This is a genomic window from Bacillus sp. TH13 (assembly GCF_016651175.1).
Taxonomy (GTDB): domain Bacteria; phylum Bacillota; class Bacilli; order Bacillales; family Bacillaceae_G; genus Bacillus_A; species Bacillus_A thuringiensis_S.
This window is the reverse complement of the sequence record NZ_JAEKEJ010000025.1, coordinates 2,213,137-2,224,680: the sequence shown is the minus strand read 5'-3', so window position 1 is coordinate 2,224,680 and position 11,544 is coordinate 2,213,137. Positions and strand designations below refer to the sequence as shown.

Here is an 11,544-nt window from a genome sequence, read left to right as displayed (position 1 = left end):
CCTAACGGGTTTACTTAGCAGTTTTACCTTCTTTACGACGAACAACTTCGCCTTCGTAACGAATACCTTTACCTTTGTAAGGCTCAGGAGCACGTACAGCACGGATGTTAGCAGCAAATTCGCCAACACGTTGCTTGTCGATACCTTTAATTACGATTTTAGTTGGTGCAGGTACTTCAACTTCAAGACCTGCTTCCGGAGTCATTTCTACTGGATGAGAATAACCTACGCTTAAAACAAGTTTATCTCCTTGTTTTTGAGCACGGTAACCAACACCGACTAATTCAAGTCCGCGTGCGAAACCTGCAGTTACACCTTCAACCATGTTTCCGATTAAAGCACGAGTTGTACCGTGTAATGCACGGTGTTCCTTCTGTTCAGATGGACGCTCAACTGTTAGTGTATTTTCTTCAATTTTGATAGACATATCAGCATTGAATTTACGAGTTAATTCACCTTTAGGGCCTTTTACTGTTACAGTATTGTCTTCTGCAATTGTAATAGTAACACCTGCAGGGATTTCAAGAATCTTTTTACCAATACGAGACATGTGGTCACACCTCCGTTCGTTTTAAATATATATTACCAAACGTATGCTACTACTTCTCCACCAGTTTGTAATTGACGAGCGTCTTTGTCTGTCATTACTCCCTTAGATGTAGAAACAAGAGCGATACCTAATCCGTTAAGTACACGTGGTACTTCGTCAGCTTTAGCGTAAACGCGTAAGCCAGGTTTACTGATACGTTTTAATCCAGTGATTACACGTTCATTGTTTGCACCATATTTCAGGAAAATACGAAGGATACCTTGTTTGTTATCCTCGATGTATTCTACATCACGAATGAAACCTTCACGTTTTAAAAGTTCAGCGATCTCTTTTTTGATTTTAGAAGCAGGAACCTCTAATTTCTCATGACGTACCATGTTCGCATTACGGATGCGAGTAAGCATGTCTGCAATTGGATCTGTCATCACCATGTGTTTTACCTCCTTCCCATTTGTGGGTTTTACCAACTAGCTTTTTTAACACCAGGAATTTGACCTTTATATGCAAGTTCACGGAAACAAATACGGCAAAGTTTAAATTTGCGGTATACAGAATGCGGACGACCGCAGCGTTCGCAACGTGTATACTCTTGTACTTTAAACTTAGGAGTACGCTTTTGTTTCGCTATCATAGATTTTTTAGCCACGTTTTCGCCTCCTCTACTTAGCGTTGGCTTCCATTATTTTTGGAATGGCATACCGAATTGTGTTAAAAGTTCACGAGCTTCTTCATCAGTTTTCGCTGTAGTAACGATTACGATGTCCATACCGCGTACTTTGCTTACTTTATCATAATCAATCTCAGGGAAGATAAGTTGCTCTTTAACACCTAATGTGTAGTTCCCACGACCATCGAATGATTTCTTAGAAACACCACGGAAATCACGTACACGTGGTAAAGAAACCGATACTAATTTGTCGAAGAACTCATACATTTGCTCGCCGCGTAAAGTTACTTTCGCACCGATTGGCATACCTTCACGAAGACGGAAACCAGCGATTGATTTTTTAGCACGAGTTACAACAGGTTTTTGACCTGCGATTTGTGTTAATTCTTCTACTGCATTGTCTAAAGCTTTTGAGTTAGATACCGCGTCACCAACACCAGTGTTGATTACGATCTTTTCGATTTTCGGTACTTCCATCACAGATTTATAGTTAAACTTGCTCACTAGAGCAGGAGTAATTTCCTTTTGGAACTTCTCTTTAAGGCGATTCAATGAAGTGACCTCCTTTCTTAAGAAAATTATTTATCTAATAATTCACCAGATTTTTTTGCAATACGAACTTTTTTACCATCTTCTACTTTGAAGCCTACGCGAGTAGGTTCACCTGTTTTCGGATCTAAAATCATAACGTTAGAAACGTGAATAGGTGCTTCTTTAGTAATAATTCCACCTTGTGGATTTAATTGAGATGGCTTAGAGTGTTTTTTAACGATGTTAACACCCTCAACGATAACACGGTTTTGCTTTGGGAAAGCCACAAGGATAACGCCTTGTTTTCCTTTGTCTTTACCAGTGATTACCTGTACTTTATCACCTTTTTTTACATGCATCTTAATTCTGCACCTCCTTAGCAAGGCAATACCTTAAATTATAGAACTTCTGGAGCTAAAGAAACGATCTTCATGAAGTTGCTATCACGTAATTCACGAGCTACTGGTCCGAAGATACGAGTACCACGTGGGCTCTTATCGTCTTTAATGATAACCGCTGCGTTTTCATCAAATTTGATGTAAGAACCGTCCGGACGACGAGCTCCGCTCTTCGTACGTACTACTACTGCTTTAACAACGTCACCTTTTTTAACAACGCCACCTGGTGTTGCTTGTTTTACCGTAGCAACGATAATGTCACCAATGTTAGCATATTTACGACCAGAGCCGCCTAATACTTTAATTGTTAAAAGTTCACGTGCACCAGAGTTGTCAGCAACTTTCAAACGAGATTCTTGTTGGATCATGTTATGAAACCTCCCTTCGGACTAAAAATTCCGATTCGTCTATTTAGATAATAACCGCTTCTTCAACGATTTCAACTAAACGGAAACGCTTAGTAGCAGAAAGCGGGCGAGTTTCCATGATTTTAACGATATCGCCAAGTTTCGCTTGGTTTTGCTCATCATGGGCTTTGTACTTCTTAGAATACTTAACACGTTTTCCGTACAAGGAATGAGTTTTGTAAGTTTCAACTAAAACTGTAATCGTTTTGTCCATTTTGTCAGACACTACACGACCAGTATAAACTTTGCGTTGGTTACGTTCGCTCACTATGCAAACCTCCCCTCAATTTATCGATTAATTCCGATCTCTCTTTCACGAACTACAGTTTTCATACGAGCAATTGCTTTACGCACTTCACGAATGCGAGTTGGATTCTCTAATTGTCCTGTAGCAAGTTGGAAGCGAAGATTAAACAACTCTTCCTTTAAAGCTTTAACTTTTGTTTCGATTTCGGCAGTGGTTAATTCACGAATATCATTAGTTTTCATTAGATTCACCACCATTTTCTTCACGTTTTACGAATTTACATTTCACAGGTAACTTGTGAGCTGCAAGACGTAATGCTTCGCGTGCTACCTCTTCAGATACACCCGCGATTTCGAACATAATTTTCCCAGGTTTTACTACTGCTACCCAGCCTTCTGGTGCCCCTTTACCGGAACCCATACGTACTTCTAGAGGTTTTGCAGTGTAAGGTTTAGAAGGGAAAATTTTAATCCATACTTTACCGCCACGTTTCATGTAACGAGTCATTGCACGACGAGCAGCTTCGATTTGACGGTTTGTAATCCATGAAGCAGCTTGTGCTTGTAAACCGAATTCACCGAAAGCAATTTCAGTTCCACCTTTAGCACGACCACGCATTTTACCACGATGCTCTCTACGATATTTTACGCGTTTTGGCATTAACATATTATTTTCCTCCTTCCTCAGAAGCTTTCTTTTTTGTAGGAAGGACTTCTCCACGGTAGATCCATACTTTTACGCCTAATTTACCGTATGTTGTATCAGCTTCAACTGCTGCATAGTCAATATCAGCGCGAAGTGTATGAAGTGGAACAGTTCCTTCACTGTAAGATTCTGCACGAGCGATATCAGCTCCGCCAAGACGACCAGAAACCTGTGTTTTAATACCTTTAGCACCTGCACGCATAGCACGTTGAATAACTTGCTTTTGTGCACGACGGAATGATACACGGTTTTCTAATTGACGAGCGATGTTTTCGCCTACTAATTTAGCGTTAAGATCAGCTCTCTTAACTTCTAAAATGTTGATGTGTACACGCTTGCCTGTTAATTGGTTAAGAGCTTTACGAAGTGCTTCAACTTCAGTACCACCTTTACCAATTACCATACCAGGTTTTGCAGTGTGAATTGTAACATTTACACGATTTGCTGCACGTTCGATTTCTACTTTAGCAACAGCAGAATCTTTTAAGCGTACATTAATGTACTCACGGATTTTGATGTCTTCATGTAATAATGTAGCGTAATCTTTCTCAGCGAACCAACGAGATTCCCAGTCACGGATAACACCGACACGAAGACCAATTGGATTAACCTTTTGACCCATCGATTATCCCTCCTTCTTTTCTGATACCACAACTGTGATGTGGCTTGTGCGTTTGTTAATTTGGCTTGCACGACCCATTGCACGTGGACGGAAACGTTTCAACGTTGGACCTTCGTCAACGAAGACTTTTTCAACAACTAGGTTGTTAATGTCCATCTCATAATTGTGCTCTGCATTTGCGATTGCAGATTTTAAAACTTTTTCTACAACTGGAGAAGCAGTTTTTGGTGTGTGGTTAAGGATAGCAATCGCTTCACCCACTTGCTTACCTCGGATTAAGTCTACTACTAAACGAACTTTACGAGGAGCAATACGAACTGTTCTCGCTACTGCTTTAGCTTGCATTGAAGTGCCTCCTCTCATTATCTTCTAGTTTTCTTATCGTCAGCAAGGTGACCTTTATACGTACGAGTTGGTGCGAATTCACCTAACTTATGGCCAACCATATCCTCAGTGATGTACACAGGTACGTGTTTACGACCATCATATACAGCGATTGTGTGTCCGATGAACTGAGGGAAGATTGTTGAACGGCGAGACCAAGTTTTAACAACTTGTTTTTGCTCAGATGCAACTAATTTTTCCATTTTGCTCATTAAGTGATCATCGACAAATGGTCCTTTTTTTAAGCTACGAGCCATTTTGGTGCCTCCCTTCGTGATTGGCGTACGGTTCTAGAAATGAACCGTACTACAATCCCATTATTTTTTACGACGACGAACGATAAATTTGTCAGACGCTTTGTTTTTCTTACGAGTCTTGAATCCAAGAGTTGGTTTACCCCATGGAGACATTGGAGACTTACGTCCGATTGGAGAACGACCTTCACCACCACCGTGTGGGTGATCAACCGGGTTCATTACAGAACCACGAACTGTTGGGCGTTTACCTAACCAGCGAGAGCGACCTGCTTTACCGATTTTGATAAGTTCATGTTGTTCGTTACCTACTTGACCGATTGAAGCGCGACAAGCAGATAATACAAGACGTACTTCACCAGAAGTTAAACGTACAAGTACGTATTTACCTTCTTTACCAAGTACTTGAGCAGATGTACCAGCAGAACGAACTAATTGTCCGCCACGACCAGGCTTAAGCTCGATGTTATGAACAACAGTACCTACTGGAATGTTGATTAATGGTAATGCGTTACCGATTTTGATGTCAGCTTCTGGGCCAGACATAACTTCCATACCTACTTCTAAAGATTTAGGAGCAAGAATGTAACGTTTTTCACCGTCAACGTAGTTAATTAATGCGATATTCGCAGAGCGGTTTGGATCGTATTCGATCGTAGCAACGCGTCCTGGAATTCCATCTTTGTTACGCTTAAAGTCGATGATACGGTATTGACGCTTATGTCCGCCACCTTGATGACGTACAGTAATTTTACCTTGGTTATTACGACCAGCCTTCTTGCTTAAAGGAGCAAGTAAAGACTTTTCGGGTCTGTCAGTCGTGATTTCAGCGAAATCATTCGTAGTCATATTACGACGACCGTTAGTAGTTGGATTATACTTTTTAATTCCCATCTCAATTTCCCTCCTTCTTTAGTAAGAATTAAACGCCTTGGAAGATTTCGATTTCTTTGCTGTCAGCAGTTAGCTTAACGATTGCTTTACGACGACGGCTAGTAAAACCAGCGTGACGACCAACGCGTTTTGCTTTCGGCTTGTAGTTCATGATGTTCACTTTTTCTACTTTAACACCAAAGATCGCTTCAAGAGCATCTTTAACTTCTGTTTTATTAGATTTAACGTCCACATCGAACGTGTATTTTTTTTCAGCCATCATTTCCATAGAACGTTCAGTGATAACTGGGCGCTTAATGATATCACGAGGATCTCTCATTATGCAAGCACCTCCTCTACTTTTTCCACTGCCGCTTTTGTCATGATTAGCTTATCATGATGAAGCACGTCTAAAACGTTTACGCCATCAGCAGTGATTACTGTTACTCCAGGGATATTGCGAGCAGATAACTCTACAGATTCGTTTGCATCAGCAGTTACGATAAGAGCTTTCTTCTCAACAGTTAATCCTTTAAGTACTGCTAGCATGTCTTTTGTTTTTGGTGCATTTAATACTAGGTCTTCAAGAACTACAATGTTGTTCTCAACTACTTTAGTAGCTAATGCAGATTTAATTGCTAAACGACGAACCTTCTTAGGAAGTTTGTACGCATAGCTTCTTGGTGTAGGTCCGAATACCGTACCACCACCACGCCATTGAGGAGAACGGATAGACCCTTGACGAGCACGTCCAGTTCCTTTTTGACGCCATGGTTTACGACCACCACCGCGAACTTCAGAACGAGTTTTTACTTTGTGTGTACCTTGACGTAAAGATGCACGTTGCATCATTACAGCTTCGAAAAGTACAGCTTCATTTGGTTCGATACCGAAAATAGCTTCAGCTAATTCGATTTCACCAACCTGTGAACCAGTTTGGTTATATACAGTAACTTTTGGCATTGGAATTCCTCCTTCCTATTGTGAATTATTTGCTAACCTTCACAGCGCCTTGAACAACTACAAGAGATTTCTTAGCACCTGGAACGTTACCTTTTACTAGTAATAAGTTGCGCTCAGTGTCAACTTGAACGATTTCTAAGTTTTGGATAGTAACTTGGTCTCCACCCATACGTCCAGCAAGTTTTTTGCCTTTGAATACACGGTTCGGAGCAACTGGGCCCATTGAACCTGGACGACGGTGATAGCGAGAACCATGAGACATAGGTCCGCGAGATTGTCCGTGGCGTTTGATAACACCTTGGAAACCTTTACCTTTAGAAATTCCTGTTACGTCAACGATTTCACCTGCAGCGAAAACTTCAACTTTTACCTCTTGACCAACCTCTAATCCGTCCACGTCTGCATCGCGGATTTCGCGAATGAAGCGCTTAGGAGTTGTAGATGCTTTAGCAGTGTGGCCTTGTTCAGGTTTGTTAGTTAACTTTTCACGTTTATCTTCAAATCCTAACTGGATTGCATTGTAGCCATCAGTTTCAGTTGTTTTCTTTTGAAGAACAACGTTTGGATTAGCAGCGATAACTGTTACTGGGATTAACTCACCGTTCTCAGCAAATACTTGAGTCATACCGATCTTTCTTCCTAAGATTCCTTTGGTCATGAGTTACACCTCCTACATTTTTAAGTTATATAATTTATAGTTTAATTTCGATATCTACACCAGACGGTAAGTCTAAACGCATTAATGAATCTACTGTTTGTGGAGTAGGACTCACGATATCGATTAAACGCTTGTGTGTGCGCATTTCGAATTGCTCACGAGAATCTTTGTACTTATGAACAGCACGAAGAATTGTGTAAATAGTCTTCTCAGTTGGTAATGGGATCGGACCAGAAACTGTTGCCCCAGAACGCTTAGCTGTTTCTACAATTTTCTCAGCTGATTGATCAAGAATACGGTGATCATAAGCTTTTAAACGGATACGAATTTTTTCTTTTGCCATTATTTTCCCTCCTTCGTTCGCCTATTTCTAAAATAGACCTTCTCCATGGAAATTTCCCCACACCATGCCATGGCAAAGCGGCCGGGTGTGTCAGCAACCTTCCACTTCATCGCAGTCAAAGACCAACATTGTCTATTATACAATGTTATTCGTCTAGATGCAAGCATCTTTTTGTTTGCATCTGCTTTTCTCTACTTTTGCTATTATACATGGCACTTTAAAGAATTTCAAGTTTTCATCTACTAGAATTCATTTTACAGTTTTTGGGTTTCGTTTTAATGTTTTTATATACTATAGAAGAAACTCGTCAAAACACAAAGATATCATCCTATTCATTATATAAACACAAACAAACCCCCCAAGGGGAAATCCCTTGGGGGGTTTTTATATCAGTTAAGATTACTCAACGATAGTAGCAACTACACCGTAACCTACTGTACGTCCACCTTCACGAATAGAGAATTTAGTTCCCTCTTCGATAGCGATTGGAGCGATAAGTTCGATAGTCATTTCGATGTTGTCACCAGGCATTACCATTTCAGTACCTTCTGGTAATTGGATGATACCAGTTACGTCAGTTGTACGGAAGTAGAACTGAGGACGGTAGTTAGCGAAGAATGGAGTGTGACGTCCACCTTCTTCTTTAGATAATACGAAAACTTCAGCTTTGAATTTAGCGTGTGCTTTTACAGAGCCAGTTTTAGCAAGAACTTGTCCACGTTGGATGTCTTCACGAGCAACCCCACGAAGAAGAGCACCGATGTTGTCTCCAGCTTGAGCTTGGTCAAGAAGTTTACGGAACATTTCTACACCAGTTACAGTTGTAGAAGCATTCTCTTCAGCAAGACCGATGATTTCTACTACGTCACCAACTTTAACGATTCCGCGCTCTACACGACCAGTTGCAACTGTACCACGACCTGTGATAGAGAATACATCCTCGATAGGCATTAAGAATGGTTTGTCAGTTTCACGTTCTGGAGTTGGGATGTAAGCATCAACTTCAGTCATTAATTCAATGATTTTTGCTTCCCAATCAGCTTCTCCTTGAAGAGCTTTAAGAGCAGAACCTTTGATTACAGGAATGTCGTCGCCTGGGAATCCGTATTCAGATAATAGGTCACGAACTTCCATTTCTACTAATTCTAATAACTCTTCGTCGTCTACCATGTCGCATTTGTTTAAGAATACAACGATGTAAGGAACACCTACTTGACGAGAAAGAAGGATGTGCTCACGTGTTTGAGGCATTGGGCCATCAGCAGCAGATACTACTAAGATACCGCCGTCCATTTGAGCAGCACCAGTGATCATGTTTTTAACATAGTCAGCGTGACCTGGGCAGTCAACGTGTGCATAGTGACGAGTTTCAGTTTCGTACTCAACGTGTGCAGTTGAGATTGTGATTCCGCGCTCTCTTTCTTCTGGAGCAGCGTCGATTTGATCGTATCCGCGTGCTTCAGCACCACCAGCTTTTGCAAGAACTGTAGTGATCGCAGCAGTTAATGTAGTTTTACCATGGTCAACGTGGCCGATTGTACCGATGTTAACATGGGGTTTAGAACGTTCGAATTTAGCTTTAGCCATTCTAAATTCCTCCTTAGTTTATATAGGTTATTTTATATTTAGACTAGAAAGTGAAACTTACGTCCCACTTTCTAAGCTTACATAAGTAGTTATACTCGAACAATTGATAAAAATCAATTATTCGCCTTTATTTTTTTTAATAATTTCTTCTGAAACAGACTTCGGTACTTCTTCATAATGATCAAATGTCATTGAGAATGTTCCGCGTCCTTGAGTGTTAGAACGTAATGCTGTCGCATAACCGAACATTTCAGAAAGTGGAACCATAGCGCGAACAACTTGTGCGTTACCGCGAGCTTCCATACCTTCTACACGTCCACGACGAGATGTTACGTCACCCATGATGTCTCCCATGTATTCTTCAGGGATTACAACTTCAACTTTCATCATTGGCTCAAGAATTACTGGGTTACATTTAGAAACCGCAGCTTTAAGTGCCATAGATGCAGCGATTTTGAACGCCATCTCAGATGAATCGACATCATGGTAAGAACCGTCAACTAATGCTGCTTTAATGTCAACTAGTGGGTAACCAGCTAGTACACCATTTTTAAGTGAGTCTTCAAGACCCGCTCCAACAGCTGGGATGTATTCACGTGGAACTACACCGCCGACGATTTTGTTTTCGAATTCAAATCCTTTACCTTCTTCGTTAGGTGCAAACTCAATCCAAACGTGACCGAATTGTCCACGTCCACCAGATTGACGAGCAAACTTACCTTCAACTTTCGCAGCAGCGCGGAAAGTTTCACGGTATGCTACCTGAGGAGCACCAACGTTTGCTTCGACTTTGAATTCACGGCGCATACGGTCAACGATGATATCAAGGTGAAGTTCACCCATACCAGCAATGATAGTTTGGCCAGTTTCTTGGTCAGTGTGAGCACGGAATGTTGGATCTTCTTCAGAAAGCTTAGATAATGCTGTACCCATTTTATCTTGGTCAGCTTTAGATTTTGGTTCGATAGCTACAGAGATAACTGGCTCTGGGAATTCCATAGACTCAAGGATAACAAGGCTCTTCTCGTCACAAAGAGTATCACCAGTAGTAGTATCTTTTAAACCTACAGCAGCAGCGATATCACCAGCGTAAACTGTTGAAATCTCTTCACGGCTGTTAGCGTGCATTTGTAGGATACGTCCTACACGCTCACGCTTACCTTTAGTTGAGTTTTTCACGTATGATCCAGAGTTTAACACACCAGAGTACACACGGAAGAACGTTAACTTACCAACATAAGGGTCAGTCATGATTTTGAATGCTAAAGCTGCGAATGGTTCTTCATCGCTAGACTTACGTTCTACTTCTTCATCTGTATCCGGAAGAGTACCTTTAATAGCAGGTACATCTAATGGAGATGGTAGGTAGTCGATAACTGCGTCTAACAGGATTTGAACACCTTTGTTTTTGAATGCAGAACCACAGATTACTGGGAAGAATTCTACAGAAGTTGTAGCCTTACGGATACCAGCTTTAAGCTCTTCTACAGTGATTTCTTCACCTTCTAGGTACTTCATCATCATTTCTTCATCAAGCTCAGCTACCGCTTCAATAAGCTTCCCACGGTATTCTTCAGCTAGTTCTTTGTGCTCTTCAGGAATTTCGACACGCTCGATGTCTGTTCCTAAATCGTTACCGTACATGTAAGCACACTCTTCAACAAGATCAATGATACCATTGAACTCATCTTCAGCACCGATTGGTAACTGAATTGGATGTGCGTTTGCTTGTAAACGATCGTGGATTGTTCCTACAGAGTATAAGAAATCTGCACCGATCTTATCCATTTTGTTAACGAATACGATACGAGGTACACCGTAAGTAGTAGCCTGACGCCAAACAGTTTCTGTTTGTGGTTCTACACCAGATTGTGCATCAAGTACTGCTACCGCACCATCAAGTACGCGTAAAGAACGTTCTACTTCTACTGTGAAGTCTACGTGTCCTGGAGTATCAATGATGTTTACACGGTGACCTTTCCATTGAGCTGTAGTTGCAGCAGAAGTAATTGTGATACCACGCTCTTGCTCTTGCTCCATCCAGTCCATCTGAGATGCACCTTCATGAGTTTCACCGATTTTATGAATACGTCCTGTGTAATACAGAATACGCTCAGTTGCTGTTGTTTTACCAGCATCGATGTGAGCCATGATACCAATATTACGAGTGTTTTCTAAAGAGAACTCTCTTGTCATTTGGTGTCTTGCTCCTTCCATATATGGATTGGATTTTTTATTTTAAGTAGCAAAAAAGCCACTTTATATTGTTACATATGCCAGTGTCCAGTACCCTCATTATGTAAAACGAGCGCCCAACGAAAGGGAGAGGCATTCTCCCTCTCCACACTTCCATAA

General features: G+C 41.1%; 19 protein-coding genes. All 19 read right to left on the bottom strand.

The window, feature by feature from the left end; all coding sequences use genetic code 11:
• Positions 1 to 10: 10 nt before the first annotated feature.
• Positions 11 to 550 carry a 50S ribosomal protein L6 gene (gene rplF, locus JFU02_RS19890; RefSeq protein ID WP_000086551.1) on the bottom strand — a complete coding sequence of 180 codons (540 nt, stop codon included), beginning with the start codon at positions 548 to 550 and terminating at the stop codon, positions 11 to 13.
• Positions 551 to 582: 32 nt separating this feature from the next.
• On the bottom strand, positions 583 to 981 hold the full coding sequence (rpsH, locus tag JFU02_RS19885) for a 30S ribosomal protein S8 (protein ID WP_000245511.1): 399 nt from the start codon (positions 979 to 981) through the stop codon (positions 583 to 585).
• Between the two features lie 29 nt (positions 982 to 1,010).
• Complete coding sequence (rpsN, locus tag JFU02_RS19880) at positions 1,011 to 1,196, bottom strand: 30S ribosomal protein S14 (RefSeq protein ID WP_001085700.1); 186 nt, start codon at positions 1,194 to 1,196, stop codon at positions 1,011 to 1,013.
• Between the two features lie 33 nt (positions 1,197 to 1,229).
• Positions 1,230 to 1,769: a 50S ribosomal protein L5 gene (rplE, locus tag JFU02_RS19875; protein WP_001080829.1), complete on the bottom strand. Its 540-nt coding sequence runs from the start codon at positions 1,767 to 1,769 to the stop codon at positions 1,230 to 1,232.
• Between the two features lie 26 nt (positions 1,770 to 1,795).
• Complete coding sequence (gene rplX / locus JFU02_RS19870; RefSeq protein WP_000558200.1) at positions 1,796 to 2,107, bottom strand: 50S ribosomal protein L24; 312 nt, start codon at positions 2,105 to 2,107, stop codon at positions 1,796 to 1,798.
• A 38-nt stretch (positions 2,108 to 2,145) separates the two neighbouring features.
• Positions 2,146 to 2,514, bottom strand: coding sequence for a 50S ribosomal protein L14 (gene rplN / locus JFU02_RS19865; protein ID WP_000615912.1), 369 nt, complete (start codon positions 2,512 to 2,514; stop codon positions 2,146 to 2,148).
• 43 nt (positions 2,515 to 2,557) lie between these two features.
• Complete coding sequence (gene rpsQ, locus JFU02_RS19860; RefSeq protein WP_000004106.1) at positions 2,558 to 2,821, bottom strand: 30S ribosomal protein S17; 264 nt, start codon at positions 2,819 to 2,821, stop codon at positions 2,558 to 2,560.
• 20 nt (positions 2,822 to 2,841) lie between these two features.
• On the bottom strand, positions 2,842 to 3,042 hold the full coding sequence (rpmC, locus tag JFU02_RS19855) for a 50S ribosomal protein L29 (protein ID WP_000855718.1): 201 nt from the start codon (positions 3,040 to 3,042) through the stop codon (positions 2,842 to 2,844).
• Positions 3,032 to 3,466, bottom strand: coding sequence for a 50S ribosomal protein L16 (gene rplP / locus JFU02_RS19850; protein WP_000928969.1), 435 nt, complete (start codon positions 3,464 to 3,466; stop codon positions 3,032 to 3,034). The genes rpmC and rplP overlap by 11 nt, the downstream gene beginning before the upstream one ends.
• A gap of 1 nt (position 3,467) precedes the next feature.
• On the bottom strand, positions 3,468 to 4,127 hold the full coding sequence (rpsC, locus tag JFU02_RS19845) for a 30S ribosomal protein S3 (RefSeq protein ID WP_000529956.1): 660 nt from the start codon (positions 4,125 to 4,127) through the stop codon (positions 3,468 to 3,470).
• A 3-nt stretch (positions 4,128 to 4,130) separates the two neighbouring features.
• On the bottom strand, positions 4,131 to 4,472 hold the full coding sequence (rplV, locus tag JFU02_RS19840; RefSeq protein ID WP_001148024.1) for a 50S ribosomal protein L22: 342 nt from the start codon (positions 4,470 to 4,472) through the stop codon (positions 4,131 to 4,133).
• A gap of 17 nt (positions 4,473 to 4,489) precedes the next feature.
• On the bottom strand, positions 4,490 to 4,768 hold the full coding sequence (gene rpsS / locus JFU02_RS19835) for a 30S ribosomal protein S19 (protein WP_000124454.1): 279 nt from the start codon (positions 4,766 to 4,768) through the stop codon (positions 4,490 to 4,492).
• Between the two features lie 60 nt (positions 4,769 to 4,828).
• Complete coding sequence (gene rplB, locus JFU02_RS19830) at positions 4,829 to 5,659, bottom strand: 50S ribosomal protein L2 (RefSeq protein ID WP_000511583.1); 831 nt, start codon at positions 5,657 to 5,659, stop codon at positions 4,829 to 4,831.
• A 28-nt stretch (positions 5,660 to 5,687) separates the two neighbouring features.
• Positions 5,688 to 5,978 (bottom strand): 50S ribosomal protein L23, encoded by a 291-nt coding sequence (gene rplW, locus JFU02_RS19825; protein ID WP_001205558.1) that lies wholly within the window; start codon positions 5,976 to 5,978, stop codon positions 5,688 to 5,690.
• Entirely contained in the window at positions 5,978 to 6,601 is a 624-nt protein-coding gene (gene rplD, locus JFU02_RS19820; RefSeq protein WP_001127258.1) for a 50S ribosomal protein L4, read from the bottom strand. Before rplD ends, rplW begins: the two co-directional genes overlap by 1 nt.
• A gap of 25 nt (positions 6,602 to 6,626) precedes the next feature.
• Entirely contained in the window at positions 6,627 to 7,259 is a 633-nt protein-coding gene (rplC, locus tag JFU02_RS19815; RefSeq protein ID WP_000160209.1) for a 50S ribosomal protein L3, read from the bottom strand.
• Positions 7,260 to 7,293: 34 nt separating this feature from the next.
• Positions 7,294 to 7,602, bottom strand: coding sequence for a 30S ribosomal protein S10 (rpsJ, locus tag JFU02_RS19810; protein ID WP_001040595.1), 309 nt, complete (start codon positions 7,600 to 7,602; stop codon positions 7,294 to 7,296).
• 399 nt (positions 7,603 to 8,001) lie between these two features.
• Positions 8,002 to 9,189, bottom strand: coding sequence for an elongation factor Tu (gene tuf / locus JFU02_RS19805; protein ID WP_001029617.1), 1,188 nt, complete (start codon positions 9,187 to 9,189; stop codon positions 8,002 to 8,004).
• A 117-nt stretch (positions 9,190 to 9,306) separates the two neighbouring features.
• The gene (gene fusA / locus JFU02_RS19800; protein ID WP_000196384.1) at positions 9,307 to 11,385 is read right to left on the bottom strand and encodes an elongation factor G; all 2,079 of its coding nucleotides are present in this window, start codon (positions 11,383 to 11,385) and stop codon (positions 9,307 to 9,309) included.
• Positions 11,386 to 11,544 lie beyond the last annotated feature (159 nt).

Excerpts from the sequence above, each read along its gene's own strand:
- rplF (WP_000086551.1), bottom strand. The coding sequence starts at position 550 with ATGTCTCGTATTGGTAAAAAGATTCTTGAAATCCCTGCAGGTGTTACT.
- rpsH (WP_000245511.1), bottom strand. The coding sequence starts at position 981 with ATGGTGATGACAGATCCAATTGCAGACATGCTTACTCGCATCCGTAAT.
- rplX (WP_000558200.1), bottom strand. The coding sequence starts at position 2,107 with ATGCATGTAAAAAAAGGTGATAAAGTACAGGTAATCACTGGTAAAGAC.
- rplN (WP_000615912.1), bottom strand. The coding sequence starts at position 2,514 with ATGATCCAACAAGAATCTCGTTTGAAAGTTGCTGACAACTCTGGTGCA.
- rpmC (WP_000855718.1), bottom strand. The coding sequence starts at position 3,042 with ATGAAAACTAATGATATTCGTGAATTAACCACTGCCGAAATCGAAACA.
- rplP (WP_000928969.1), bottom strand. The coding sequence starts at position 3,466 with ATGTTAATGCCAAAACGCGTAAAATATCGTAGAGAGCATCGTGGTAAA.
- rpsC (WP_000529956.1), bottom strand. The coding sequence starts at position 4,127 with ATGGGTCAAAAGGTTAATCCAATTGGTCTTCGTGTCGGTGTTATCCGT.
- rplV (WP_001148024.1), bottom strand. The coding sequence starts at position 4,472 with ATGCAAGCTAAAGCAGTAGCGAGAACAGTTCGTATTGCTCCTCGTAAA.
- rpsS (WP_000124454.1), bottom strand. The coding sequence starts at position 4,768 with ATGGCTCGTAGCTTAAAAAAAGGACCATTTGTCGATGATCACTTAATG.
- rplB (WP_000511583.1), bottom strand. The coding sequence starts at position 5,659 with ATGGGAATTAAAAAGTATAATCCAACTACTAACGGTCGTCGTAATATG.
- rplW (WP_001205558.1), bottom strand. The coding sequence starts at position 5,978 with ATGAGAGATCCTCGTGATATCATTAAGCGCCCAGTTATCACTGAACGT.
- rplD (WP_001127258.1), bottom strand. The coding sequence starts at position 6,601 with ATGCCAAAAGTTACTGTATATAACCAAACTGGTTCACAGGTTGGTGAA.
- rplC (WP_000160209.1), bottom strand. The coding sequence starts at position 7,259 with ATGACCAAAGGAATCTTAGGAAGAAAGATCGGTATGACTCAAGTATTT.
- rpsJ (WP_001040595.1), bottom strand. The coding sequence starts at position 7,602 with ATGGCAAAAGAAAAAATTCGTATCCGTTTAAAAGCTTATGATCACCGT.
- tuf (WP_001029617.1), bottom strand. The coding sequence starts at position 9,189 with ATGGCTAAAGCTAAATTCGAACGTTCTAAACCCCATGTTAACATCGGT.
- fusA (WP_000196384.1), bottom strand. The coding sequence starts at position 11,385 with ATGACAAGAGAGTTCTCTTTAGAAAACACTCGTAATATTGGTATCATG.